26 protein-coding genes are annotated in these 25990 nt (G+C 65.9%); 15 read left to right on the top strand and 11 right to left on the bottom strand.

The window, feature by feature from the left end:
* Positions 1–51: 51 nt before the first annotated feature.
* The 3 genes from QGV55_RS14570 to QGV55_RS14560 all read right to left on the bottom strand — a co-directional run bounded on the left by QGV55_RS14570 (position 52) and on the right by QGV55_RS14560 (position 3298).
* Positions 52–546, bottom strand: a complete 495-nt coding sequence (locus tag QGV55_RS14570) for a PAS domain-containing protein (protein ID WP_281016055.1) — start codon at positions 544–546, stop codon at positions 52–54.
* 220 nt (positions 547–766) lie between these two features.
* Positions 767–1288, bottom strand: a complete 522-nt coding sequence (locus QGV55_RS14565) for a hypothetical protein (RefSeq protein WP_281016056.1) — start codon at positions 1286–1288, stop codon at positions 767–769.
* 156 nt (positions 1289–1444) lie between these two features.
* Complete coding sequence (locus QGV55_RS14560) at positions 1445–3298, bottom strand: SLC13 family permease (protein ID WP_281016057.1); 1854 nt, start codon at positions 3296–3298, stop codon at positions 1445–1447.
* A gap of 133 nt (positions 3299–3431) precedes the next feature.
* On the opposite strand from QGV55_RS14560, the gene QGV55_RS14555 reads away from it, so the two are divergent.
* From QGV55_RS14555 to QGV55_RS14545, 3 genes are all read left to right on the top strand, one after another.
* On the top strand, positions 3432–4712 hold the full coding sequence (locus QGV55_RS14555) for an FAD-binding oxidoreductase (protein ID WP_281016058.1): 1281 nt from the start codon (positions 3432–3434) through the stop codon (positions 4710–4712).
* 100 nt (positions 4713–4812) lie between these two features.
* Positions 4813–5932, top strand: a protein-coding gene (prfB, locus tag QGV55_RS14550) for a peptide chain release factor 2 (RefSeq protein ID WP_281016059.1) whose coding sequence is annotated in 2 segments (ribosomal slippage) — positions 4813–4881 and positions 4883–5932 — 1119 coding nt in all. Because the reading frame shifts where the segments join, the coding sequence is not laid out codon by codon here.
* 15 nt (positions 5933–5947) lie between these two features.
* Positions 5948–6793 carry a DUF3883 domain-containing protein gene (locus QGV55_RS14545; protein WP_281016060.1) on the top strand — a complete coding sequence of 282 codons (846 nt, stop codon included), beginning with the start codon at positions 5948–5950 and terminating at the stop codon, positions 6791–6793.
* 25 nt (positions 6794–6818) lie between these two features.
* Here QGV55_RS14545 and QGV55_RS14540 read toward each other — a convergent pair whose 3' ends face one another.
* Positions 6819–8216, bottom strand: coding sequence for an L-serine ammonia-lyase (locus QGV55_RS14540; RefSeq protein WP_281016061.1), 1398 nt, complete (start codon positions 8214–8216; stop codon positions 6819–6821).
* Positions 8217–8381: 165 nt separating this feature from the next.
* Between QGV55_RS14540 and QGV55_RS14535 the strand changes: the two genes are divergently transcribed.
* Complete coding sequence (locus tag QGV55_RS14535) at positions 8382–9515, top strand: CoA transferase (protein WP_281016062.1); 1134 nt, start codon at positions 8382–8384, stop codon at positions 9513–9515.
* 118 nt (positions 9516–9633) lie between these two features.
* On the opposite strand, the gene QGV55_RS14530 is transcribed toward QGV55_RS14535, so the two are convergent.
* From QGV55_RS14530 to QGV55_RS14520, 3 genes are all read right to left on the bottom strand, one after another.
* Positions 9634–10428: an enoyl-CoA hydratase-related protein gene (locus QGV55_RS14530; RefSeq protein ID WP_281016063.1), complete on the bottom strand. Its 795-nt coding sequence runs from the start codon at positions 10426–10428 to the stop codon at positions 9634–9636.
* A gap of 77 nt (positions 10429–10505) precedes the next feature.
* Positions 10506–10943 (bottom strand): ArsI/CadI family heavy metal resistance metalloenzyme, encoded by a 438-nt coding sequence (locus QGV55_RS14525; RefSeq protein WP_281016064.1) that lies wholly within the window; start codon positions 10941–10943, stop codon positions 10506–10508.
* Positions 10903–11202: a helix-turn-helix domain-containing protein gene (locus QGV55_RS14520; RefSeq protein ID WP_348637600.1), complete on the bottom strand. Its 300-nt coding sequence runs from the start codon at positions 11200–11202 to the stop codon at positions 10903–10905. The genes QGV55_RS14525 and QGV55_RS14520 overlap by 41 nt, the downstream gene beginning before the upstream one ends.
* Positions 11203–11368: 166 nt before the next feature.
* Between QGV55_RS14520 and QGV55_RS14515 the strand changes: the two genes are divergently transcribed.
* Entirely contained in the window at positions 11369–12724 is a 1356-nt protein-coding gene (locus QGV55_RS14515; protein ID WP_281016066.1) for an NAD(P)/FAD-dependent oxidoreductase, read from the top strand.
* On the opposite strand, the gene QGV55_RS14510 is transcribed toward QGV55_RS14515, so the two are convergent.
* Positions 12709–13800 (bottom strand): helix-turn-helix domain-containing protein, encoded by a 1092-nt coding sequence (locus QGV55_RS14510; RefSeq protein ID WP_281016067.1) that lies wholly within the window; start codon positions 13798–13800, stop codon positions 12709–12711. The two genes, QGV55_RS14515 and QGV55_RS14510, sit on opposite strands and share 16 nt — an antisense overlap.
* Positions 13801–13907: 107 nt before the next feature.
* Here QGV55_RS14510 and QGV55_RS14505 point away from each other — a divergent pair, with 107 nt between their 5' ends.
* Entirely contained in the window at positions 13908–14837 is a 930-nt protein-coding gene (locus QGV55_RS14505) for a hypothetical protein (protein ID WP_281016068.1), read from the top strand.
* A gap of 55 nt (positions 14838–14892) precedes the next feature.
* Here the strand turns inward: QGV55_RS14505 and QGV55_RS14500 are convergent, their stop codons facing one another.
* Both QGV55_RS14500 and QGV55_RS14495 read right to left on the bottom strand, forming a co-directional pair.
* Positions 14893–15930: an LLM class F420-dependent oxidoreductase gene (locus QGV55_RS14500; RefSeq protein ID WP_281016069.1), complete on the bottom strand. Its 1038-nt coding sequence runs from the start codon at positions 15928–15930 to the stop codon at positions 14893–14895.
* 73 nt (positions 15931–16003) lie between these two features.
* Positions 16004–16681 carry an HAD-IA family hydrolase gene (locus QGV55_RS14495; RefSeq protein WP_281016070.1) on the bottom strand — a complete coding sequence of 226 codons (678 nt, stop codon included), beginning with the start codon at positions 16679–16681 and terminating at the stop codon, positions 16004–16006.
* 167 nt (positions 16682–16848) lie between these two features.
* Between QGV55_RS14495 and glmU the strand changes: the two genes are divergently transcribed.
* Together glmU and glmS are read left to right on the top strand one after the other, a co-directional pair.
* Positions 16849–18207, top strand: coding sequence for a bifunctional UDP-N-acetylglucosamine diphosphorylase/glucosamine-1-phosphate N-acetyltransferase GlmU (gene glmU / locus QGV55_RS14490; protein ID WP_281016071.1), 1359 nt, complete (start codon positions 16849–16851; stop codon positions 18205–18207).
* Between the two features lie 10 nt (positions 18208–18217).
* On the top strand, positions 18218–20041 hold the full coding sequence (glmS, locus tag QGV55_RS14485) for a glutamine--fructose-6-phosphate transaminase (isomerizing) (RefSeq protein WP_281016072.1): 1824 nt from the start codon (positions 18218–18220) through the stop codon (positions 20039–20041).
* Between the two features lies 1 nt (position 20042).
* Here glmS and thiE read toward each other — a convergent pair whose 3' ends face one another.
* Positions 20043–20678, bottom strand: a complete 636-nt coding sequence (thiE, locus tag QGV55_RS14480; protein ID WP_281016073.1) for a thiamine phosphate synthase — start codon at positions 20676–20678, stop codon at positions 20043–20045.
* A gap of 103 nt (positions 20679–20781) precedes the next feature.
* Here thiE and QGV55_RS14475 point away from each other — a divergent pair, with 103 nt between their 5' ends.
* From QGV55_RS14475 to QGV55_RS14445, 7 genes are all read left to right on the top strand, one after another.
* Entirely contained in the window at positions 20782–21141 is a 360-nt protein-coding gene (locus QGV55_RS14475) for a dihydroneopterin aldolase (RefSeq protein WP_281016074.1), read from the top strand.
* A gap of 6 nt (positions 21142–21147) precedes the next feature.
* Entirely contained in the window at positions 21148–21834 is a 687-nt protein-coding gene (gene ccmA / locus QGV55_RS14470) for a cytochrome c biogenesis heme-transporting ATPase CcmA (protein ID WP_281016075.1), read from the top strand.
* A gap of 14 nt (positions 21835–21848) precedes the next feature.
* On the top strand, positions 21849–22499 hold the full coding sequence (gene ccmB, locus QGV55_RS14465; RefSeq protein ID WP_348637691.1) for a heme exporter protein CcmB: 651 nt from the start codon (positions 21849–21851) through the stop codon (positions 22497–22499).
* An 80-nt stretch (positions 22500–22579) separates the two neighbouring features.
* A complete protein-coding gene (locus tag QGV55_RS14460) occupies positions 22580–23323 on the top strand; it encodes a heme ABC transporter permease (protein ID WP_281016077.1) in 744 nt (247 codons plus the stop codon).
* A gap of 14 nt (positions 23324–23337) precedes the next feature.
* The gene (ccmD, locus tag QGV55_RS14455; protein ID WP_281016078.1) at positions 23338–23523 is read left to right on the top strand and encodes a heme exporter protein CcmD; all 186 of its coding nucleotides are present in this window, start codon (positions 23338–23340) and stop codon (positions 23521–23523) included.
* The gene (gene ccmE / locus QGV55_RS14450; RefSeq protein ID WP_281016079.1) at positions 23520–23963 is read left to right on the top strand and encodes a cytochrome c maturation protein CcmE; all 444 of its coding nucleotides are present in this window, start codon (positions 23520–23522) and stop codon (positions 23961–23963) included. Before ccmD ends, ccmE begins: the two co-directional genes overlap by 4 nt.
* Complete coding sequence (locus tag QGV55_RS14445; protein ID WP_281016080.1) at positions 23963–25978, top strand: heme lyase CcmF/NrfE family subunit; 2016 nt, start codon at positions 23963–23965, stop codon at positions 25976–25978. The genes ccmE and QGV55_RS14445 overlap by 1 nt, the downstream gene beginning before the upstream one ends.
* Positions 25979–25990: the final 12 nt, after the last annotated feature.

Raw genomic sequence — 25990 nt, 5'->3', positions numbered from 1 at the left:
GAACCGGGCGCGCAGATACAGAATGCGTGGCTGCGGGACGGGTCCGACGTCTCAGCGGACGGTCATGATGGTCAGGAACTGGTCAACTGTCCGGCCATCGGTGGCCAGCGGCAGCATCAGGGATTCCTGTTTCAGGAAGTCACGCCCACGCCAGTTGACGGTGCCCCAGCTCCGGACTGGCCGGGGGGTGTCCATGAGGCACAGGTAGGTCTCCAGCGCCCAGGACGGCATGGACGCGCCCACGGCCTTGCCGGTGTTGTCCCGACCGACCAGATCGACGATGCGGGTGCCGACCAGTGAATAGACCAGGTCCTGCCGGTCCGGGTTGACGCGCAGCAGGCAGAGCCATCCGAAGTAGGGCTGAAGCTCCGTCACTGTGAAATCGGACCGCGCGGGCAATCTTTCGCCGACATACCGGCTTTCCCAGAGGGTCAGCAGGGAGGCGACCAGTGGGTCATCAAATGCCAGTGCGGGGTCCAGATAGAACTCTGGTGGGGCGGAAAGTGCTTCCAGTCGGGAATCTTGGGCGGGCCAGGTGCGATTCATGTCTGCCTTTTCACTGGTGCGCCCTGCGCCGCTCAATCGGACGGAGGCCAGCAACTTCTCGTTCTGGGTGGAGGAGCCGCGACGGACATCCCGTTTTCGCGACCGGCCTTATCCCTGGTGGCATGCTTTGTCCAGAGCCGGACCGGCACAACCCACGGACCCGGTGTCGCAGTCCGGTTCTCGCCATGCCGACCGGCGGTCGGGAATCATGTCGTATCCGTCAGGTGCGGTGTGGCGTGTCGGGAGGGCTGTAGAACATTGCCAGTATCATCACCTGATCCACTTCGACGCCATCGTGGGCGAGGGGCAGCATCAGGGCCTCGTGCCGCAGGAACTCGCGTTTTCGCCAGGCGGCCGGACCCCAGAGGCGCAGGGGACGTGGATACCTGAGGAGCTGCATGGAGATGTTCCGCACGCCCTCCGGCAGGACCTCGCTCAGCTTCTTCCCGGTCGAGTCGCGTCCCACGTTCCGGACAATGTTGGTGCCGACCAGGGAGAGGACCATGTCGGACCGGTCCGGGGTGACGCGCTGCAGGCACAACCAGCCGAGATAGGGGCGCAGGCTGTCCATGTCGAAGTCCCGACGTGCCGGCAGTTGGCCTGCAGTGCAGCGGGAAGTCCAGAGGTCGAGCAGTGAGTCCGGCAGCTTGTTGTCGAACTGCAGCGTCAGATCAATGTTGAAATCCGGCGCCACACCCAGGGACTGGTATTGACGGTCGAACGGTTGCCAGATCGCGTTCATCTGCTCGGGCTCCCCACGGGCCACAGGACCAGGGCACCAAGGCCGCCATTCCGCAGTGCGCGCGAAACCCTGCCCTGACCGCGCGCCTCGGGCCGTAGAACTGGCGGAACGGTACGCGGATACGCCACTGGTGCGCGTATCATCGCACCGAATGGCTCAAAGGTCGAATGTCAGGGCCGCAACGCATGTGAACGTGAGCCAGATCAGCACCAGCAGGGGCAGTCCCGCCTTCACATAGTCGCTGAACCGGTAATGGCCGGGGCCCATGACCAGGAGGTTGGTCTGATAGCCCATCGGGGTCGCGAAGGAACAGTTGGCCCCGAACAGGGTAGCGTAGACGAAAGCCACCGGCGGCACCCCCAGCTGGTCCGCCAGGCCGATGCCGATGGGGGTGAACAGCACCGCAGTGGCGTTGTTCGACAATACGTTGGTGAAGCAGGCGACCAGCAGGAAGAAGCTGGAGAGGATCACCACCGGCGGCGCACCGTCCAGCACCGCCATCAATTGCTGCGCCACATAGTCGGCACCGCCGGTGCCATGCAGCGCGGTGCCCATGGCAAGTGCGGCCCAGACCAGCACGGCCACTCGCCGGTCCAGTGCGCGGGAGGCCTGGTGGATGTTCAGGCAGCCGGTGGCCAGCATCAGCACCGCCCCGCCAAGGGCCGCCACGACGATGGGCAGGATGCCGGTCGCCGCCGTCGCCACGACAGCGCCGAAGATCAGCGCCGCCCGCTTCGCCAGTTCCCGCGCCGGCAGGTCATAGGCCGACCATTCCTGCAGGATGACATCCCGGTTGAACCGCAGCCTGTGCACGTCGCTGCGGTGCCCCAGCGTCAGCAGCACATCGCCCGCCTCCAGACGGATATCGTTCAGGCCCTGCCGGATCATGCGGCTGCGGCGCTGGATACCCAGGACCGTACAACGGGTGCGGGTGTGAAAGACGATCTGTGCCAGATTGCGTCCGATCATCCGGCTGGCCGGAGCGACGATGACTTCCGCCAGCAGGAAGTCGCGGTCCATCGGCGCGTCATCGCCTTCCGGCGGGGGCAGGTCGTCGCTGGCATGCATCGCCTGCAGCATATCCGGCGTCCTTGCCATGGCCTCGGTGATCGACTTGCGCGTGGCGGCGATGATCAGCTCGTCGCCGACCTGCAACTCGATCTCGTCGAACGGGGGGAGCATCTGCTCCTCCCCCCGCTGGATCAGGCGCACGGTGATGCCGGGCATGCTGGGGAACAGTCCCGCGCGCGGTTTCTCGCCCACCAGGGACGATCCGTCGCGAACATCGATCTGGGCGATGAACTGCCGCCCCTCCACACCATGGGTCAGGGACTGGGCCAGGGTTGCACGGTCCGGCAGCAGTCTTGGGGCAACGAAGATGACGTAGATCATGCCGACCCCGGCCAGCACGATGCCGATGGCGGTGATGTCGAAGAACTCGATCTTCGGCTGACCGGCGCGGACGGCAGCGGCGGAGACCAGCAGGTTGGTGGACGAGCCGATGACCGTGGTCATGCCGCCCAGGATCGCGGCATAGCTGAGCGGGATCATCAGGCCACTGGCGCTGCGCCGCATCCGGTCGGCGATGACGACCATGATCGGAATGAAGATGACCACGACCGGCGTGTTGTTGAGGAAACCGCTGAGTGCCATGACAGCGCTCAGGGCCGCCGCAACGGCCAGGAAGGGGTGTTTCCGCCGCAGTGACACCATCCTGCGCGCGGACCCGTCCAGCGCGCCCGTCCGCACGATTCCCTGCCCGACGACCATCAGGGCGAGTACCGATATCAGGGCCGGATCAGCCAGCCCCGCCAGCAGCGTCGTGGTGGTGATCTCCGGCAGGCCCGGCTGCGCCGCCTGCGGCATGTGGAAGAACAGTGCCGACAGGAAGGCCACGACGCACAGGGACACCATCTCGATGGAGAACCGCTCCGTCGCATAGGCCACCACCGCCACGGCGATGATGCCGAAGACCAGCCACATCTGCAAAGTCGGCTCGATGGCCGCCATGGACCTGTTCCCCCTCCGGATGCCTGCGGTCACGCGACCTTCCCGGACCGAGCCAATATGGCGTAGGGCAGGGATGTTGCAATGCCTGTCTCCGTGGCTTGCCCGCTGCGCGGGGGAGGCGTATGAGGCGCGTATGAGCATCCCACCCGAAGCATGGTCCTACTACGAGGCCACGGTGCGCCGGCCAGTGTTCGCGGACCTGCCTGACGGCGATGTCGAGGCAGAGGTCTGCGTTGTCGGCGGTGGTCTGACCGGCGTCAGCGTCGCGCTGGAGCTGGCGGAACAGGGTGTGGATGTCCGGCTGATCGATGCCGGGCGGATCGGTGGCGGTGCCAGCGGGCGAAACGGCGGGCAGATCAATACCGGGCTGGCACCGGGCGCCACCGGCCTGCTGGACCTCTGCGACCGGGAAACGGCACGGGCGCTGTTCGACCTTTCGGAGCAGGCGATCCGGCTGATCGATGCGCGGGTGGCGCAGTACCGCATCGACTGCGACCTGGCGCGCGGGTTCTTCTTCGGCGCGGTAAAGCCATCGCGCATGAAACACATGGTGGCGGAGCGCGATGCCCTGCGGGATGTCTTCGGTCTCGACCGGCTGCATGTGCTTGACCGGGCCGAAGCCATCGACCTGACCGGCTCGGACCGGTTTCATGGGGGTCTGCTCGACCCTTCCGCCGGTCACCTGCACAGCCTGAAATACTGTCTCGGCCTCGCGCGCGCGGCGACAGCGGCGGGTGCGAAACTGCATGAGAACGTGGCGGCCACCGCCGTGGACGCCGAACAGGGCATCGTCACCACAGATCGGGGCACGATCCGCGCCGAGCATGTCGTTGTTGCCGCCAATGCCTATCTGGACGGGCTGCTGCCCGCGGTTGAACCACGCGCGCTGGGGGTCGGCACCTGGGTCATGACCACCGCGCCCCTGCCGATGGAGGTCAGGGAGCGGCTGCTGCCTGGCAATGAATGCGTCTGCGACGACAACAATGTCCTCGACTACTTCCGTTTCACGGCAGACAACCGGCTGCTGTTCGGTGGCGGCGTCAGCTATCTGGGGCGGGAGGATGGGCCGCAGGCCGCCGGGCTGCTGCGCCGTCGTATCGCCATGACCTACCCTGAACTGGCCGACGTGCCGGTGGGGGAGGTCTGGGGCGGCAAGGTCTCCATCACCATGAACCGCCTGCCGGATCTGGGGCGTGTGGGGCGGCGGGTCTGGTATGCGCAGGGCTTCTCCGGCCAGGGTGTGGCGGTCACCGGCATCGCCGGAAAGCTGATTGCGGAGGCGATCCGGGGCGACGACAGCGGCTTCCGCGTCATGGCGGATGTGGCGCACAGGGACTTTCCGGGCGGGCCGCTGCTGCGGCGCCCGCTGGTCACGCTCGGGCGTCTCTGGTACCGCCTGCTGGACCACTTCTGACACCCTGCGCGGCGCATCCGGTTTCCCTGTTGCGCCGCATCGTGTATCTTCCCGCCTCCGAACCTGATTTTCCGATACCTTCCAAGGGGTTGTACTGGCCATGCGCGCCGAAACCGAACAATTGGTCGCCGACATCAAGCAGTCACTGGAACTGCTGAGGAGGCGTCTTTGACTGGGATCAGTCCCTTCGCCGTCTCGATGAACTGAATGCCCTCGCCGAGGATCCGGACCTGTGGAACGACGCGGACCGGGCCCAGGCGCTGATGAAGGAGCGCACGACGCTCGACCAGTCGATCACCCGGCAACGCGAACTCGAACAGGAACTGGATGACTCCGCGGAGTTGATTCTGCTGGGGGAGGAAGAGGACGACGCCGCCACCGTGGAGGAGGCCGAGGCCACCCTGCGCCGCATGAAGGAACAGGTCGACCGCCTGTCGCTGGAGGCCCTGCTTTCGGGGGAAGCCGACAGCAACGACAGCTATCTGGAAGTCCATGCGGGTGCCGGTGGCACCGAAAGCCAGGACTGGGCGGAGATGCTGCTGCGCATGTATGTGCGCTGGGCGGAGAAGCGCGGCTACAAGATCGAATGGATCGAGGAATCGGGCGGTGAGGAGGCCGGCATCAAGTCCGCCACCGTGCGGGTCCAGGGCCACAACGCCTATGGCTGGCTGAAGTCGGAGAGCGGCGTGCACCGCCTGGTGCGGATTTCGCCCTATGATTCGCAGAGCCGCCGCCACACCAGCTTTGCCTCCGTCGGGGCGTTCCCGGCCATCGATGACGAGATCGACATCGAGATCGAGGACAAGGACCTGCGGGTCGACACCTACCGGGCGTCGGGCGCGGGTGGCCAGCACGTCAACCGGACCGATTCGGCGGTGCGTATCACGCATGAGCCGACCGGGATCGTCGTGCAGTGCCAGAATGACCGCAGCCAGCACAAGAACCGCGCCGCCGCCATGTCGATGCTGAAGGCGCGCCTCTACGAGCGTGAGCTGCAGATCCGGGAAGCCGAGAAGCAGGCCCTGCACGACGCCAAGGGCGACATCGGCTGGGGCCACCAGATCCGCTCCTACGTCCTGCACCCCTACCAGATGGTGAAGGACCTGCGCACGGGCGAGGAAACCGGCAATACCCAGGACGTCCTCAACGGCGACCTCGACGCCTTCATGGAAGCCGCCCTCGCCCAGCGCGTCGGCGGCGGCGAGGCGGAGGCGGGATAGGGACGATCAGGTGTCATGAGCGGAGAGTCGCCAGCGGGTCAGGACTGGAGCGATCGCGAGATCGACCTGATCGTTGCCGACTACTTCGCCATGCTGCGGCTGGAGCTTGCCGGCGAACGTTACAACAAGACCGAGCGTCGGCGGGCGTTGCAGCAGTTCGTCAAGCGCTCTGACGGTTCCATCGAATTCAAGCACCAGAACATCAGTGCCGTTCTGCGAGAACTCAGCCTGCCATGGATCTGGGGCTACAAGCCCGCAAAGAACTACCAGAAGACCGCCCTGCCCGCAGGCATCGAACGCTATCTGACGAAGCAGCCGGAAACCGTCGCGACCGCAGAAGCGTTGCGACCGCCGCAGGGATTGCAGGAGAGCGGAATCATCTTTCTTGAAACCGCACCGCCGCTGGTCGCAGCTGATACCGTCCTGGGCACCGAAATGCAGAGATTGGTACGCAAGTTCGACCCCGCAGCACGGGATGCCCGCAACAGGGCGCTGGGCAAGCGGGGAGAGGAGAAGGTGTTCCATGACGAACGGGCGCGCCTGAAACTTGGTGGGCGTGATGATCTCGCCCGAAAGGTCGAATGGACTTCGCAGGAACGGGGCGACGGCGCGGGGTATGACATCCACTCCTTCGACCTTCGCGGCAGGGAGCGCCTGCTGGAGGTCAAGACGACCACCGGCACCCGCACCACGCCGTTCTTCATCTCGGAGAATGAGCTCAGCTTCTCGGAGGAGCGTCCCGACGCCTTCTGCCTGGTGCGGCTTTACCAGTTCGGCCATGAACCCGGTGGCTTCGAACTCCGACCGCCATTGGAAAAGTCGGTGAATTTGAAACCGACCACCTACAGGGCGTCGTTCTGATTTCGATCGCCGTCGTCTGCGTCCCTCAACACTCCACCATGCTGACCGGGATGCGGAGGGCGAGGCCGCCGAGGGAGGTTTCCTTGTAGGTGGCGGCCATGTCGCGGCCGGTGTCGCGCATGGTCTCGATGACCTGGTCCAGGCTGACGAAATGGGTGCCGTCGCCCTTCAGGGCCAGCCGGGCGGCGTTGATGGCCTTGATGGCGCCCATGGTGTTGCGTTCGATGCAGGGGATCTGCACCAGCCCGCCGATGGGGTCGCAGGTGAGGCCCAGATTGTGTTCCATGCCGATCTCCGCTGCGTTCTCCACCTGCTCGTTCGTGCCGCCCAGCACCGCGGCGAGACCGCCCGCGGCCATGGAGCAGGCGACGCCGACTTCGCCCTGACAGCCGACCTCCGCCGCCGAGATGGAGGCGTTGAGCTTGTAGAGGCTGCCGATGGCGGCGGCGGTGAGCATGAACTTCACGACACCGGCGTCGGAGGCGCTGTTCACGAAGCGGGTGTAATAGGCCAGCACGGCGGGGATGACGCCCGCCGCGCCATTGGTGGGGGCGGTGACGACCCGGCCCCCGGCCGCATTCTCCTCGTTCACCGCCAGGGCGTAGAGGTTGATGTAGTCCATCACCGTCAGCGGGTCCTTCATGCTGGCTTCCGGCCTGGCCAGCAGGGACTGGTGAATGGCACGGGCGCGGCGTTTCACCTTCAGCCCGCCGGGCAGCAGGCCTGTCTCCCGACAGCCACGCTCGATGGAGCTTTCCATCACCTGCCAGATCTCGATCAGGTGCGCTGAAACATCAAGGCCGGGGCTGATCGCCGCCTCGTTCGCGGCCATCATCTCGGCGATGCTCAGCCCGGTCTGCCGACCCCGTTCCAGCAGCTCGACCGACCCTGCAAAGGGATGGGGTACCGCGATGTTGCGTCCCGCCCAGGCCGGTGTCTCGCCCCGCATCTCCGCCTGGTCCTGGATGAAGCCGCCGCCGACGGAGAAGATGACTTCCCGGTGCAGTTCCGCGCCGGTGGCGTCCTCAGCCACGAAGACCATGCCGTTCGGATGCTCGGGCAGGCTTTCGGTCAGCAGGAAATCGAGGTCGCGTCGCGGCTCGAAGCCGATCTCCACCCGCCCGTCGAGCAGCATCCGCCCGGTCTCGCGAATCTGCGCCACCATGCGGTCGGCATCGTCCGCATCCACCCTGTCCGGCACCTGGCCCGCCAGGCCCAGGATCAGTGCCTTGTCGGTGGCATGGCCAAGGCCGGTCAGCGCGAGGGAGCCATAGAGGTCGACCCGTACCCGGGCGGTGGCCTCCGTCAGCGCACGGCTGTCCAGCGCGTCAAGGAAGCGGCGCGCGGCCCACATCGGGCCGACGGTGTGGGAACTGGACGGGCCGATGCCGACCTTGAACATGTCGAAGACGCTGATGGTCATGGGTGCAGCCTCCTGAGCGCGCGCGTCCTACCCTAGCGTCAATGTACTTGCGTGGGGGCGGTCCATGCACGGCGTGGACGGCAACAATACCGACATCGCGGTTTGACCATCGCCTCTGCGGGGGCATAGGTTCGCGACAGACGGAACATTTGGGGAGAACCGGTCGTGACCTTGCCTCTGGAAGGACTGACGGCTTACGAATTCGGCAGCAATGTCGCGGGGCCTTTCGCGGGGTCGATCCTTGCGGAACTGGGCGCGACCCTGATCAAGGTGGAGCGGCTGGAGGGCGACGACGCCCGTGTCTGGGGACCGCCGTTCGCCGATGACGGCACGGCGACGATCTTCCACGCCCTGAACCGCAACAAGCGCTCCATCACCGTTGACCTGAAGGACCAGGCGGCGCTGGACGAGCTGAAGGCACGCATTGCCGCCGATGGCGACATCGTGGTGCAGAACATGCGCCCCGGTGCCATGGCGCGGCTGGGACTGGATGCGGAGACCCTGCTGGGCCTCAACCCGCGTCTGATCGTCTGCAACCTGCACGCCTTTGGTGCCAGCGGTCCGCTGAAGGACCGCCCTGGCTATGACGCGCTGATGCAGGCCTTCGGCGGCATCATGTCGGTCACGGGGGAGGAGGGGCGTCCGCCGGTGCGGTGCGGCATCTCCGTCATCGACATGGGCACCGGCATGTGGTGCGCCATCGGTATCCTTTCCGCCCTGCTGCGGCGCGGCGTGACGGGCAAGGGCGGGGTGGTCGATGCGGCCCTGTTCGAGACCGCGGTGCAGTGGATGACCTTCTATTCCGCCGATGCGCAGGTCACCGGCAAGTCACCGACACGGCATGGCTCCGGCGTGCGCGGCATTGCCCCCTATGAGGCGTTCGAGTGCGCCGACGGCTACCAGATCGTCGCCGCCTCCAACGACCGGCTGTTCTTCAAGCTGGCGGACGCGCTGGGTCACCCGGAGTGGAAGAACGACCCGCGCTTCGCCACCAATCCGCAGCGCGACGCACACCGGGTGGAACTGAAGACCATGCTGACCGGCATCTTCCTGCGTGAGCCCCGCAGCCACTGGCAGGGGATTCTGGATGACGCCGGGGTGCCCAGCGCCCCGACCCAGACCACCCAGGAGGTTCTGGCCCACCCGCAGACGATTGCCTCGGGCATGGTGCAGCATCTGACCGGCTATCCGCTGGGCCTTATCGGCCTGCCGCTGCAGTTCGACGGCAATCGCCCCGGCCTGCGCAGCAGCGCGCCCGCGCTGGGCGAGGCCAACGCTGAGGTATTCGGCGGGGAGTGAGCGGTATTTTATCGCCGACCCCGGCCTGCCCTCTCCCCCTGCCGACCACCCACGGGATTATCCTGAACGGGCGGCCGGGAGGCGGAGAGGGCAGGCCGGGGACCGCAAATGATTCCCCTCAGCCGTTCGGCCAGTCGGGCTTGCGCTTCTCCTGAAACGCGCGGAAACCTTCCTTGGCGTCTTCGGTGCCGGCCATGACCGGTAGCATCAGTTGCGTGTACTGCTGCGCCTCGTGGATCGGCATGTCCTGCACGGCGTGCAGCGCCAGCTTGCCCAGCCGCATCGCGGTGGGGGAGCGGCTGGTGATGTCGGCGAGCATCTCGTCCAGCACCTTGTCCAGTTCGCCTGGCGGCGCGACGGCATTGAGGACACCCTCCGCTGCGGCGCGCTCCGCGCTCCACGGGGTGCCGCGCATGCAGAGTTCCATCACCTTGCGGCGGGGCAGGACGCGCAGCATGTAGGGCAGGATGGTCATGGGAAACAGACCGACGCCGACTTCCGGCGTGCCGAGGCGCGCGCCTTCGACACCCACCGCCAGGTCGGCGACGCAGACCAGGCCGAAGCCGCCGCCCAGTGCATGACCATTCACCCGCGCGATCACGGGCAGGGTGCAGGTCTCGAAGGCGCGGAACATTTCCGTCAGCTGCAGTTGCGGACGCGCCGGATCGGTGGCGAAGGGGCTGCCGTCCGGCTGTGGGGAAAGGTCGCCCCCGGCGCAGAATACACGGTCCCCGGCACCGGTCAGCACGACCGCGCGAATCGCCGGGTCAGCCTGTGCGCTGGCCAGTCCCGCGGCGATGCCGCCCGTCACCCGGTCATTCAGTGCGTTGCGGCGTTCCGGCCGGTCGATGGTGATGCGGCAGACCGCGCCATCCATCTCCACACGTACCGGATTTTCCTCAGTATCGGCCATTGCCGTCTCCTCCCCTGTGTCTCTCCCGGGCCGCAGCCTAGGCGATAGGGGAGGAGTGGCAAGTCCGGTCTGTCGGATCAGCCGCAGCAGGCGCCGCCGGAGGCCGGTTTCTCGACCTCGTCCAGCGGCTGGTGGTCGGAGCCGTAGAACTGGATCTCCGCCATGGTGTGGAAGGTTTCCCACGGGACACCGGCGGGATCGCGTGACCAGGACTTGTTGCCCTTGGCGTAGCAGCAGGCAGCATCGCGCTGCGGGGCAACCATCTCTTCCGCAGCAGCCATGCGCGCCTCGATCTCTTCGACTTCGGCGTCCGTATCGACCTGCAGGCCCAGATGATCCAGCCCTTCGCTGCGTCCGGCGCGGGTGGAGATCGCAAAGTTCACTGCCGGATCATCCAGCATCCACTTGGCGTAGTCGTGCTTCTCCACTGTCGGCGCGACATCGAACATGGTCGAGTAGAAGGTCTTGGACCGCTCAAGATCCGAAACCGCGATATGCACGTGCAGGCGTTTCATCCGTCTTCTCCTCTCGGGCGCAGCAATTCTGCATCAGGAAGCTTGAGAGCAGCGCGACCTTCGGGAACTCCGCCCGATGCACCATCCGGCGCCCGTCGCGGGTGGCCGTGATCAGAGCTGCCCGTTTCAGGTGGTCGAGGTGATGGCTGAGCGTCGTCCAGGCGATCTCCAGTTCCCGCACCATGGTGGAGGCATCGGCACCGTCGCGTCCGCGTTCCACCAGATAGCGCAGGATCTGGATCCTGCTGGGATGACCCATCGCCCCGAAGGCTTCTGCTGCTATCTCGTTATCCATGTTTCTAGATATATAGATAATGAGGCGCGCGTCAAGCGGTTCCTGGTGGCGGGCAATGCGATATCCTCTGCCTGCAACACCGGCGGCGATCCTGCCCCGGACGCATGAACTTTCCGGAGAAGGTCCCGCAATGATCTCACGGCGGCGCGCATTGGGTGGCTTGGCGGCCACGGCGGCGATGGCCGGTACCGGTTCGGGGTCGTCGATGGCTGTGGGTGCCGACAGGTCCGTGATTGTCATTGGTGCCGGGATTGCCGGACTGACCGCAGCACGAATGCTCCACCGGAGCGGAATTGATGTCGTGGTTCTGGAGGCATCCGGGCGAATCGGCGGGCGCATCCGGACAGACCGCAGCATGGGTATTCCGCTGGAGGCTGGTGCGGGCTGGATTCATGGCCCGGATGGCAATCCGCTGAGCAGGCTGGTCACGGCGACCGGCAGCGAGACATTCGTCACCGATGACGACAGTCTGGAGGTGCGCACTGCGGACGGTTCCATTGTTCCCGGTCAGGAAGTGGAGGCGACGGAGGACCGGTTGCAGGACATCATCGACGCCGTTGATGCAGTCGCGGAGCCAGGTGCGGGACTGGCGGACGTGATCCATGATGTCGCGCCCGGGGCATTGGATCAGCCCCTGCTTCGCTGGATGGGGTCAGCCTTTACCGAGTTCGATCAGGGAGGCCCGCTGCATCTGCTTTCGGCCAGTGACTTCGATGAGGGCGCAGAGTTCGACGGGGCAGATGTGATCGTGAATGGGGGCTACGACCGCCTTCTCGACCCCCTGCGCCGGGGCCTCGATATCGCCTTCCGGACGCCGGTGGACGCGATACGCCTGCTGCCCGGCGGTGCCGGGGTCGAGGTCCGGGCGGGAGACCGGACATGGCGCGCGCGCCAGGTCGTTTGCACCGTTCCACTGGGCATTCTGAAACAGGGCCGGATAGGTTTCGAGCCGCCTCTGCCAGATGGCCACCGGTCTGCGATTGCGCGGATGGGCATGGGAAACGTGACCCGGATCGCGCTGAGGTTTGCCGCGCCGTTCTGGCCTGTCGGGACGCAGTATTTCGGCATCGTGACGGATCCACCGGGTCGTTGGTGCTGGTTCATGAACGCCCGCACCTTCTCATCCCGGAATATCCTGATCGCGATTTCCGTAGGGTCATATCCGGCAATCGCCGAGGCCATGACGGATGAGGAAATGACCGCTGATGTGATGCAGGTGCTGCGTGGTGCCTTCGGGTCAGCTGTGCCCGAACCGCTGCAGATCATGGCGACACGCTGGTCCCGGGAACCGCACGCGCTCGGGGCCTATTCCTTCAGTCACCGGGACAGCAGCATGGATGACTGGCACATGCTGGCGAAGCCGATCGGAGTCGCCCTGCACCTGGCGGGTGAACATACCAGCTGGCGGCATCGCGGCACCACACATGGCGCCTTGCTGAGTGGTCGCCACGTCGCCCGGCGCATACTTGATCAACTGGCGAGGTAGGTCAGCCACCCCTCGTACTGCCGGTCCAGCCGGTCGTGGTCGATCGGCCCCGCATGGCCGGGACCGGGCATCTGGCCGTCGCGGACTTCGCTGGGGGTGATGCCGAACCGCTTCTTGAAGGCCCGGCCGAACGCCGTGTCGCTGCCATAGCCATGCATCAGGGCGATCTCCAGCAGGGACCTGTGCTGGTGCTGCGGGCTCAGCAACTGCTGCAGCGCGCGGCGCATTCGCGCCTCCCGGATATAGCCCGCGATGCCGCCCATCGGCTCGAACATCCGGTACAGCACCGTGCGTGACATGCCGGCCTCTGCGGCCAGCCACTCGGGGGTCAGGTCGGGTTCCGCGAGATGCGTCTGGATCAGCCGCCGGACCGCCGTCATCCGGCCAAGGTTGCGCAACTGCTCCTGTGGCAGGTTCTCGTCATGCGCCGCGTTCAGGCAGGCCGCGACCAGCGTCAGCGCCGCCGCGCCCAGGTTCTCGGCTTCGGAAAGGGACATCTTTCCGGCGTGACTCATCGCACCGCGGAGGAAGTCCCAGAGGATGGCGACCGTCGGTTGCTGGCGGGTGAAGTGGCGCATGTGCTGGTCGTCGGGGGCGATCAGCCGCTCCGAAAGCAATTCCCGTGGGATGATCAGGGAGAGGTTGCTGAAGGTATCCGTGGTCGCGTGCATTTCACGGGCAAGGTCGTAGACCAGCATCGTGGCGGCCGGATGATCGATCTCCAGGGATCCCGCGACTATCCTTTGCGCGCCTGTCTCGAAGAACTGGATCATGTAGTGATCCAGGCCGTCCTGGCTGATCCGCCCTGCACCACGGGTGAACATCTGCGCCCGCGTCTGGCAGCGGGCGAGCATCATCGGCCCCAGCATGGTCGCGTGGATGCGCGCCTCGAAACCGTCCTGCAAGGCGCTGCGCGGGGCATCGACATCGAAGATGACGGCAATACTCTCCTTCCAGATGCCGAACTGGTCACGTGTTTCGACATTGCCGACGTCGAACAGCGCCTCCGGCGCGAACCCCTTGCGGTTCGACGGTGAAAGGTCAGCGCCTGAACCTGTCGCGTCTCCTCCCAGCATCGGCTCCACTCCCTGTCGAATATCCGGGACACATGATCGGGCGCGACAATATCGCGCGGGCTAGCCTTGGATGAATGTTCTCCGTCACAGAGAAGGCCGTGAACCGAATGTTGCTCAGAAGCTGCGAGATTGCCTCACCCGGAAAATCCGACTTCCTGTCCCTGCGTCCCGACAACCACGATACCTTCAGTCTGACGATGTGGCAGGGCAATGGCGGTGCAGACCAGCGCTTCGTCTTCGTACCTGTGGATGAATCATATCATCGGATACTGACCTTGCGAAAGGATGCCGCCGACCGGCCCTTCCTGGGGGTGGAGCGGCAGTCAGGCGAGGTGGTGGTGGGCCCGCACACCAGTGATGGCAGCCAGCTCTTCCGTGTCATCGACCAGGATGAGGGCCATTTCTCCATTGCCGCCTGCCTTGCCGGGTGCGGCTATCTCGACAGTGCCGACGGCACCCGGGACGTACGCTTCCGTGCCGGCGAGACCAGCGGCGCGCCGCGCCGCAGCCAGTTGTTTCATGTCATCAATGATCACTGCCTCGACTACACGTCCGCCATGCTGGTGGAGACAGGCAGCAAGCCGCGCGCCTTCAAGCTGCTGGAGTGCATCAATGTGGTTGTGGAGGCGGAGCAGTCGGTCTTCCTGCTGCAGGCACTGTCGCTGGAGCAGCTGGAGCGGCTGGCGCGGGCCCTGATCACCGATCCCGGTTTCCGCGCGCTGGTGCAGGATGTCGGTCAGCAGGGCTACCTCAGCGCCAGACAGGCGGAGGCCACCGAACTGCTGCAGAACGCCAAGCAGATCGTGAAGAAGCACCTGGGCCTCAACATCGATCACACGCCGCCGTCGATCGGCGGCATCGTTGCCATCATGGCCGTGACCTGTGCCCTGATGCCGCTGCGCATCTCCACGGAGGAGAAATCCGTGGTCGAGACCGTCGTCGGCACCCTGGGCCTGGTCTCCGCCGTCCTCAAGATCGTCACCCTGCTCGGCATCGGAGGGGCACTCTGGTTCATCGAGATCATGTGGACCGAGTGAGAGGGGGCGGCCCGCTGAAGGTGCCGGGGCGCACTTTCAGCGGGCCGCAATCTCCCTAGAACAGTTCCTTCGCCAGGATTTCCAGGGCTTCCTTCGAGGTGGCGCGGCAGAGCATGGCGCTGACCTTGCGCTCCTTGCCGGCCTGTTTCCAGGCGGCGAGCTGTTCGCGGATGTGGCCGGCCGGGCCGACCAGCGCGACCCTGTCCACCAGTTCATCGGGAACCATCGAGAAGGCTTCGGCCCGGCGACCGGACAGGAAGGCGTCCTGGATCGCGGAGGCGGCCTCGCCATAGCCCAGACGGGTGGCATATTCGGCGTAGTAGTTTTTCTTCTTCGCGCCCATGCCGCCGATGTAGAAGCCCATGTTCTCCTTCACCGGACGCCGCGCCGCCTCGATGTCGTCATTCACGACCACGGTGACGAAGGGGCAGATGTCGAAGTTCTGCAGGCTCTTGCCCTCGGTCTTGCCGAAGCCCTGGTCGATGTAGGTGCCGATGGCGTCATAGTTGGACGGGTCCATGTAGACCGGGATGACCCCGTCGCAGACCTCGGCGGCGGTGCGGATGCCGCCCGGCGAGATGGAGGCGGAATAGATCTTCAGCGGATGTTCGGGGCGCAGGATGGTCTTCAGCGGCTTGCCGAGGCCGGTGGCGCCGGGACCGTTGTAGGGCAACTGGTAATGCGTGCCCTCATGCGTCACCGGCTCCTCCCGCGCGATCACCTTGCGCATGATGGAGACATACTCGCGGATCAGTTCCAGCGGCTTGCCGTAGGGCACGCCGTGCCAGCCCTCGATCACCTGCGGGCCGGACGGGCCGAGACCGAGGATGAAACGACCGCCGGACAGGGCCTGCAGGGTCAGGGACGTGGTGCTCATCAGCGCGGGGGAGCGGGCCTGCATCTGGCAGATGCCGGTGCCGACCTTGATCTTCGAGGTCTGGCTGAGAATCCATGAGGCGGAGGAGATGGCGTCCGCGCCCCAGGCTTCCGACGTCCAGACGGAGTCATAGCCCATCGCCTCCGCCGCCTTGATCATCTCCATGTCAATTCGGTAGTGGGCATCGCCCGTGCCGAGTATCAGACCGACGTCCATTGCGCGCATCCTCCCGCATCGCAGAAATTCCTGCGCGGGAGGTTAGAGCATTCCGTCAGAAGATGGAATCGGCTCAGGCGCGGTTTGCGTTCAGCCGCGCGATGGCGGCATCCAGCTGGTCGAAATGGTCGATCACCGCGTCCGCGCCCAGGTCGTGCGCCGACCCCCGGCCATAGCCGAACGTGACGGCCACGACGGGCACCCCGGCGTTGCGGGCTGCACCGACATCCGTTGCAGAATCACCCACCATGATGGCCCGTTTCGCATCACCCCCGGCCAGGCGGATGGTTTCCAGCAGATGCCGCCCGTCCGGTTTGCGGAAGGCGAAGGTATCGGATCCGGTGACCGCGTCGAAATGGTGGTTCAGGCCCAGCAGGTCGAGCAGCCGGTCCGCGAATTCGAAGCGCTTGTTGGTGCAGACGGCGACTTTCGCGCCACGGGCCCTGGCCCGCAGCACCGCCGAGATGGCCCCGGGATAGGGCTCGCTCAGGTCCGCCAGATGTGCCTGATAATGGTCGAGGAACAGGCCCATCAGACGCTCGTAACCGGCGCCTTCCGGCAGGGTTCCCGTATCGCGGAAGCTGCCCTGGATCATCGGTCCCGCGCCATCGCCGATCAGGTCCTTGACCCGGTCGAAGGAAACATCCGCGCGTCCCTCGTGCCGCAGCAGCCAGCGGACAGTGCCATAGAGGTCGGGTGCGCTGTCGATCAGGGTGCCGTCCAGATCGAAGACAATCGTGTCTGCTGTCATTTCACTCCGCCCCGCCGCTCTGTTCACATCAAGGGCGCGGTTTACAGCAGGAATGGCATGGTGTCTGCAAACCTCTGAAACATCGTTTGAATTGTTGTGTGTCGTGTGACTGTGGCACTGTCACTGTGCGCCAGACGTTCGGGGCGCACTTGGGAAGGGAATGCGGAATGGGGTCGAAATCTCTGGCGGCCATTGTACTGGCTGCGGGCAAGGGCACGCGGATGAAGTCCGATCTGCCGAAGGTGCTGCACCGTGTTGCGGGCAAGCCCATGATCAATCACATCCTGGATGCGCTGGCCCCGCTGCAGCCTGCGCGGACCACCGCCGTCGTGGCCCCGGGCTATGATGATGTGGCGGCCGCCGTTGCGCCCGCCGAGACAGCGATCCAGAGTCCGGCGCGGGGCACGGGCGATGCCGTGCTGGCGGCGCGGGAGACGCTGAAGGATTTCGACGGCACCGTGCTGGTGCTGTTCGGGGACACGCCGCTGCTGACCACCGCCACGATCCAGGCAATGGTCGATGCCATGGCCGGCACGGATGACCCGGCGGTCGCGGTGCTGGGCTTCCGTCCTGATGATCCGGCGGCCTACGGGCGTCTCGTCACCTCCGGCGACGGGCAGCTTGAGGCAATCGTCGAATTCAAGGACTGCTCGGAGGCGCAGAAGCAGATCACGCTCTGCAATGCCGGGATCATGGGGCTGGACGGTCGCGTGGCCCTGTCGCTGCTGGAGCGGATCGACAGCAACAATGCGCAGAACGAGTTCTACCTGACCGACGTGGTCGCCATTGCCCGCGGTGACGGGCGCGCCTGTGTCGTGGTCGAGGGTGATGAGGAAGAGGTCATGGGCGTCGACAGCCGGCTGAAGCTGGCGGAGGCGGAGGCCGTGGCTCAGCGCCGCCTGCGGGAGGCCGCGATGGCCGATGGCGCCACCCTGATCGCGCCGGAAACCATCTGGTTCTCCACCGATACCGTGCTGGGCCGCGACGTGGTGATCGAACCGCATGTGGTCTTCGGTCCCGGCGTCACGGTGGCCGACAATGTCCGCATCAAGGCGTTCAGCCATCTGGAGGGCGCGACCGTGGCGACCAAGGCCGATATCGGACCCTATGCCCGCCTGCGTCCCGGTGCGGACGTGCGCCAGGGGGCGAAGATCGGCAATTTCGTCGAGGTCAAGAAGGCGGTGATCGAGGATGGGGCCAAGGTCAATCACCTGACCTATGTCGGCGATGCCCGCGTCGGTGCCGGGGCCAACATCGGGGCCGGGACCATCACCTGCAACTACGACGGCTTCATGAAATATCACACCGACATTGGTGCGGGGGCCTTCATCGGTTCCAACAGTGCGCTGGTGGCGCCGGTGAAGATCGGCGACGGGGCCATCGTCGGTGCCGGATCGACCATTGCGAAGGATGTACCGGCGGATGCCCTGGTGGTGACCCGTGCGAAGCCGGTGGTGAAGGGCGGCTGGGCCGCAGATTTCCGTGTCAGACAAGCCGCCGCCAAGGCCGCGCAGAAGAAGAACTGAGGATCAGGCCATGTGTGGAATTGTTGGTGTTGTCGGTGGAGCCGAGGTTGCGGGTCGTCTGGTCGAGGGTCTGCGCCGTCTCGAATACCGGGGCTATGACTCGGCGGGTATCGCGACCCTGGTGGACGGCGGAATCGACCGCCGCCGGGCCGAGGGCAAGCTGGTCAATCTGGAGAATGTGGTGCGCGACCATCCGCTGGATGGCGTCATCGGCATCGGCCACACCCGCTGGGCCACCCACGGCATTCCGAACGAGACCAATGCCCATCCCCACGCCACGGACAAGGTCGCGCTGGTCCACAACGGCATCATCGAGAACTACCGGGAACTGGCGGCGGAACTGAAGGCCGCAGGCTCCGTCTTTGCCTCCGAGACCGACACCGAGATCGTGGCACATCTGATCACGCGCCACCTGAACGATGGCGACGACCCGCAGCAGGCGGTCGCGCGCGCCCTGAAGCGGCTGGAAGGCGCCTTCGCGCTGGCCATCATCTTCGCCGGTCACGAGGGGCTGATGATCGGCGCCCGGCGCGGCAGCCCGCTGGCCGTCGGCTATGGCGATGGCGAGATGTTCCTGGGCTCCGACGCCATGGCGCTGGCACCCATGACCAACCGCATCAGCTACCTTGAGGAAGGCGACTACGTCGTCCTGCACAATGAGAGCGCCAGCTTCTTCGACGCCGACGACAATCCGGTGAAGCGGGAGATCAAGCAATCGGCCATTTCCGGCGCGATGATCGGCAAGGGCAACCACCGCCACTTCATGATGAAGGAGATCTTCGAGCAGCCCGCCGTGATCGGCGACACGCTGCACAGCTACCTGAACCCGGCGACGGGCGAGATCCACATGCCGCCGATGCCGTTCGACATGGCGACGGTGACCAAGGTGACGATCATTGCCTGCGGCACCTCCTTCTATGCCGCCATGGTGGCGAAATACTGGTTCGAGAGCGTGGCGCGGCTGTCGGTGGAGGTCGATGTGGCCTCCGAGTTCCGCTATCGGGAAGCCCCGCTGCCGGAGGGGGGCCTCGCCATCTTCATCAGCCAGTCGGGCGAGACCGCCGATACCCTGGCGGCGCTGCAGTACGCCAAGGCCAACGGCCAGCACATCGCGGCAATCGTCAATGTGCCGGAAAGCTCCATCGCACGGGAGGCTGACCTGGTGCTGCCGACCCTGGCGGGGCCGGAGATCGGCGTGGCCTCCACCAAGGCCTTCACCTGCCAGCTCGCGACGCTCGCCTGCCTGGTGATCGCCACCGCCCGTGCCCGTGGCGCCATTGACGAGGCGGAGGAAGACCGCCTGTCAGCGGCCATCGCCCATGTGCCGGCCATGGTGTCGGAGGTGCTGAACCACGACGACACCATCCGCGACCTGGCGCAGAGCATCTTCGAGGCGCGGGACGTGCTGTATCTGGGGCGTGGTCCCGGCTACCCCATCGCGCTGGAGGGCGCGCTGAAGCTGAAGGAAATCTCCTACATCCACGCGGAGGGCTATGCCTCCGGCGAGATGAAGCACGGCCCCATCGCCCTGATCGACGAACTGGTGCCGGTGATCGTGATCGCGCCCACCGACAAGTGGTTCGACAAGACCATCTCCAACATGCGCGAAGTCATGGCGCGCGGCGGGCGGGTGGTCTTCCTGTCCGACGCCAAGGGCCTGGCGGAAGTCGGCAGCGACGCCGCCCACACCGTCGAGATCCCCATGGCCGACCCCTTCGTCGCCCCGATCCTCTACTCGATCCCGGTGCAGCTCCTCGCCTACCACGTCGCGGTACTGAAAGGCACGGACGTCGACCAGCCCCGCAATCTCGCCAAGTCGGTGACGGTGGAGTAGGTCAGCCGCCCGCGAACACCCGGTTGAACGCCGCCACCGCTTCAGCGGGGCCGTCCGGGTGGTTCCAGACGCCGTTGACGACGGCCAGGAAGTCGGCGCCGGCGGCGACCAGCGGGGGGCAGTTGTCGACGGTGATGCCGCCGATGGCGACGCAGGGCACGGTGGTCATCGCGGACCAGATCTCCAGCATGTCCACCGTCGCCTGTGACTTCGGCACCTTGGTGGTGGTGGGGAAGAAGGCACCGAAGGCGACATAGTCGGCCCCGGCATCCGCTGCCTCCATCGCGAGCTGGCGCGAATCGTAGCAGCTGACACCGACGATGGCGTTGCTGCCGACGGTGGCCCGCGCGGTCTCGTAGGGCGCGTCGTCTCCGCCCACATGCACGCCGTCGGCATCGAATTCGGCGGCGAGGTCGGGGCGATCGTTGACGATGAAGGCGACATCGCGGGCCTGCGCCACCGGCATCAGCCTCTCGATGGCGCGGCGGATTGTGTCGTCATCCACATCCTTCAGCCGAAGCTGCAGGCAGGCGACATCGCCCCCGTCCAGGGCGGTGGCCAACGTGTCCGCGAACGCATCCGGGTCCAGTTGCGGCGGGGTGATCAGGTAGAGGCGGCAGGGCGTTTCATCGTTCATGCGTGACCTGTACTGTTGGTCACGCGCCGGGGCAAGTGCCGCTTGACGCTGAGGCGGCGGGGTGGCTACCTCACCCGCGCAACCCGCTGCCGGAGGATGAACCGTGTCGGACAGTTACAGGATCTTCGTACGCGACCTGGTTCTGGCCATGGAAATCGGGATCCATGATCACGAGATCGGGCGGAAACAGAGGGTGCGGCTCAACCTGGATGTCGAGACCCTGCGCGACGTGGACACCCCCGGCATCGACGGCGTGGTCTCCTACGAGGACCTGATCAACAACATCAAGGACATCGTCGATCGCGGCCATATCGACCTGGTGGAGACGCTGGGCGATGCGGTGCTGGAGATGGTGGTGGAGGACCCGCGCGTGATCGAGGCCGTCCTGCGGATCGAGAAGCTGGACGTCTTCGGCGATGTGGAGAGTGTCGGCGCGGAAATGACCCGCCGTCGCGAGATCTGACCGCCGATGGCTGAGGCGCCGCTGCTGCAGGGCCGGGATCTCGCCGCACTCAGGGGGGAGCGGCTGATCTTTGCCGGTGTCGGCTTCGAACTCGACAATGGCGGGCTGCTGAAGCTCACCGGTCGCAACGGCGCGGGCAAGTCCACCCTGATCCGCATGATCGCCGGTCTCGTCGCGCCCTTTGCCGGCAGCCTGCACTGGAAGGGCGCGGAAGTGGGCCGGGACCGGGAGGCTTTCCTGGCCGACCTGATCTATGCCGGGCACCAGGACGGGCTGAAGACGGCGCTGACGGCCACCGAGAATCTCGAGCTGTTCGCCCGCCTGCGGGGGGCGTCCGACCGGGATGCGGTCGCGGCGCTGGGCAGTTTCGGCATCGCGGAACTGGCTGACCTGCCGGTGCGTTACATGTCGGCAGGCCAGCGTCGCCGGGTGTCCCTTGCACGGCTGCTGATGTCGCCTGCAAGTCTCTGGCTGCTGGATGAACCGCTGACCGCGCTGGATACGGGGGCCATCGCGCAACTGGGTGTCGTCGTCGATGCGCATCGCGATGCAGGCGGCATGGTCATCGCCGCCACCCATGCGGACCTGCCGGGGCAGCCGGGCAGCGTGCTGGAGATCGTGCCGCCCGTGGATGCGGACCTCGATACGGACCTGGACGACGAGATGGACGGTGACAGGGAGGACGCGTGGTGAGCCGCACGTTCCTGATGCTGATCCGCCGTGACCTTCTGCTGGCCCGTCGGCAGGGCGGGGGCAGCCTGCTGTCCATCACCTTCTTCGTGCTGGTGGTCAGCCTGTTTCCGCTGGGGGTCGGTCCGGCACCGGAGACGCTGGAGCGAATCGCCGCCGGAACCATCTGGGTCGCGGCGCTGCTGTCGGTGCTGCTGTCGCTGGACCGCATGTTCCAGGCGGATCTGGAAGATGGCAGCCTGGACCAGCTCGCCCTGCTGCCGCTGCCGCTGTCGCTCGTGGTGCTGGCCAAGACCATCGCCCACTGGCTGACGACGGGCCTGCCGCTGACGCTGGCCGCGCCGCTGCTGGGCCTGCTGATGCAGCTCTCGCCGGATGCCTATGGTGCCCTGATCGCGGCCATGTTGCTCGGGACACCGATCCTCAGTCTGATCGGGGCCATCGGGGCGGCACTGACGGTCGGTGTCCGGCGTGGCGGGGTGCTGCTGACCCTGATCGTGACACCGCTCTACATCCCGGTGCTGATCTTTGGCGTCAGTGCCGCGGAGGCAGCGGCGCAAGGGTTCTCCTATTCCGCTCATATGCTTTTTCTATCGGCCATCCTGTCTGGCGCAATCGTGATCGCGCCGATCGCCGCAGCGTGGGCACTGAAACTTGCCTTGGACTAGGTTCCTGTGAGAAATCAGAGCCGTACTGCGACGACCGTCACCTTGGAATTCGCGGTTTTCGCCCCAGCTTGAGGAGCGACATGCACAGGTTTGCCAACCCCACGCGCTTTTTGCGCCTTGCCGCCGCCGTGCTGCCGTTCAGCGCGGCCGTCGCTGCGTTGTGCCTGGGCGCGGGCCTGGTGTGGGGCCTGTTCTTCGCGCCGCCCGATTACCAGCAGGGCGACACGGTGCGGATCATGTTCATTCATGTGCCGGCCGCGATGATGTCCATGGGCGTCTACGCAGGTATGGCCATCGCCAGCGCCATTGCCCTGATCTGGCGTCATGCGGTCGCCGACCTGATCGCCAAGGCCAGCGCTCCCATCGGTGCCACCTTCTGCTTCATCTGCCTGCTGACCGGCTCGCTCTGGGGCAAGCCCATGTGGGGGACCTGGTGGGTCTGGGACGCGCGCCTGACCTCCATGCTGATCATGCTGTTCATCTATCTGGGCTACATGGCGCTCTGGCAGGCCTTCGACGACCAGACCAAGGCCGCCCGCGCCGCCGCGATCCTGGCGCTGGTCGGTGCGATCAACCTGCCGATCATCAAGTTCTCCGTCGAATGGTGGAACACGCTGCACCAGCCCGCCAGCCTGATCACCATGTCGGGGCCGAAGATCCATGCGTCCCTGCTCTGGCCACTGTTGCTGATGATCGTCGGGTTCGGGGCCTATTACCTGACAGTGCTGATCTATCGCGTCCGCGCCGAGATCCACATGCGCCGCACCCGGATGCTGCGCCTCGCGCAGGCTGACCGCCACGCGGCGATGCAGGCCGCGGAATGAGTTGGGGGGGCAGCATGAGTGAATTTCTTTCCATGGGCGGCTACGGCTTCTTCGTCTGGACATCCTGGGGCGTCGGTGCGGTACTGATGATCGGCCTGCTGATTCAGAGCATCGCCGCCGCGCGATCCGCCGCACGTGAAGTCCAGGCCATCGAACAACTCAGCCCCCGCCGCCGCCGCAGAAAGGCAGACGCCGAATGAGGCCAAAACGCCAGCGACTTCTGATCGTCATCACCGGCCTCGTGTTCATCGGGGCGGCAATCGGGTTCGCGCTGTTTGCGCTGAACGAGGAACTGGACGTCTTCCGCAGCCCCTCGCAGGTGGCCGAGAGCGGCTTCCCTGAAGGCAAGCGGTTCCGTGTCGGTGGACTGGTCGAGGATGGATCGGTCAGCAGCGAGGGGATCGTCACCACCTTCCGCGTGACCGACGGGGCGCATTCCCTCACCATCTCCTACGACAAGATCCTGCCGGACCTGTTTCGCGAAGGGCAGGGGGTGATCGCGCTCGGCACCCTGAACGCGGGCGGCACCTTCGAGGCGCAGGAAGTCCTGGCCAAGCATGACGAGAACTACATGCCGCCGGAAGTCGCTGACGCGCTGAAGAAATCCGGACATTTCAAACCTGAAGGCGGAGACAGCTGATGGCACCCGAACTCGGCCAGTATGCACTGGTCCTCGCGATCCTGGTCGCGGTGGTGCAGGCCATCGTGCCCCAGATCGGCGCCTATCGCCGCGATGCCGCCTGGATGGGGGTTGCGCCCGTGGCGGCGCGGGCGCAGTTCCTGCTGGTGCTCTTTGCCTTCGGCTGCCTGATGACCAGCTTCATCGCCTCCGATTTCTCGGTGGTGAATGTCTTCGAGAACAGCCATTCCCTGAAGCCCATGATCTACAAGATCAGCGGCGTCTGGGGGAATCACGAGGGCTCCCTGCTGCTCTGGATCCTGATCCTGACCCTGTTCGGGGCCGCCGTGGCGCAGTTCGGCCAGAACCTGCCGCCGACCCTGCAGGCGCGGGTGCTGTCGGTGCAGGCCATGATCGGTGTCGGCTTCCTGGCCTTCATCCTGTTCACCTCCAATCCCTTTGCCCGGCTTGATCCGGCGCCGTTCGAGGGCGCGGGCCTCAATCCGCTGCTGCAGGATCCGGCGCTGGCGATCCATCCGCCGTTCCTCTATCTTGGCTATGTCGGGTTGTCGGTGGCCTTCTCCTTCGCCGTCGCCGCCCTGATCGAAGGGCGCGTCGATCCCGCCTGGGCGCGCTGGGTGCGGCCCTGGACCCTTGCCGCCTGGTGCTGCCTGACCGCGGGTATCGCGCTCGGCAGCTACTGGGCCTATTACGAGCTTGGCTGGGGTGGCTGGTGGTTCTGGGATCCGGTGGAGAACGCGTCCTTCATGCCCTGGCTGGCGGCAACCGCGCTGCTGCATTCCTCCATCGTGGTGGAGAAGCGTGATGCACTGAAGAGCTGGACCGTGCTGCTGGCGATCCTGGCCTTCTCGCTCTCGCTGCTGGGGACCTTCCTGGTCCGCTCCGGCGTGCTGAATTCCGTCCATGCCTTCGCCTCCGATCCGGCGCGCGGCGTCTTCATCCTGGCGTTCCTGGTCTTCGTGGTCGGCGGATCGCTGACGCTCTATGCCATTCGTGCGCCATCGCTGAAGGGTGGCGGACTGTTCCGGCCGATCAGCCGGGAGGGTACGCTTGTGCTCAACAACCTGCTGCTCTCCACCGCCTGTTTCACCGTGCTGCTGGGGACGCTCTACCCGCTGTTCCTCGATGCGGTTGCGGAGGAGAAGGTCTCGGTCGGCCCGCCCTATTTCAATGCGGTCTTCGTGCCGCTGATGACGCCGCTGATCGCCGCGCTGGCGATCGGGCCGATGCTGGCATGGAAGCGGGGTGATCTGGCCGGGGTCATGGGGCGGCTGAAGTTCGTGGCGGCGATTGCCGTTCTCGTCGGACTGGGCATGGCCTGGTACGCCTGGAACGTGATGCCGCTGGCGGTGCTCGGCTTCGCACTGGTGGCCTGGCTGTCGCTGGGCGTGTTCCGCGAATGGGCGGAGCGGGTCAGGCTGTTCCGCTGGGACATCGCTGACAGCTGGCGACGTGCCACCGGGCTGCCGCGCGCATCCTACGGCATGTCGGTGGCGCATCTGGGCGTGGCCCTGACCGTCTTCGGCATCACCGCGTCGGAAGCCTGGCAGGAAGAGAAGCAGGTCTTCATGCGCCCCGGCGACGTGCAGACCGTCAGCGATTTCGAACTGACCTTCGTCGGCGCGGAGCGGCTGCCTGGTCCGAACTATTCGTCGCTGGCCGGAACCTTTGCGGTCACCCGCAACGGCCAGCCGGTGACGATCCTGCAGCCGGAGGCCCGGACCTTCACCAATCCGCCAATGGAAACGACGGAGGCTGCGATCCGCACCACGCTGGCCGGTGACCTCTATACCGTCGTGGGTGAAGGGGATGGTCAGGGTGGCTATGCCGTGCGGCTGTACTACAAGCCGATGGTGATCTGGATCTGGCTCGGCACGCTGGCCATGATGATCGGCGGCATGATCTCTCTCAGCGACCGTCGCCACCGGATCGGCGCACCTGCCCGGAAACCGGCGGAGGCGGCGGACACTGATCGCGACAGCGGGGCGCTTGCCGCCGCCGGTGCGGGCGATTGAGCGGGGAGCCGG

It is taken from the genome of Minwuia sp. IMCC3009 (assembly GCF_029909415.1).
Classification (GTDB): domain Bacteria; phylum Pseudomonadota; class Alphaproteobacteria; order Minwuiales; family Minwuiaceae; genus Minwuia.
The sequence above is the reverse complement of the archived record's forward strand: the minus strand, read 5'-3'. Positions and strand labels throughout refer to the sequence as shown.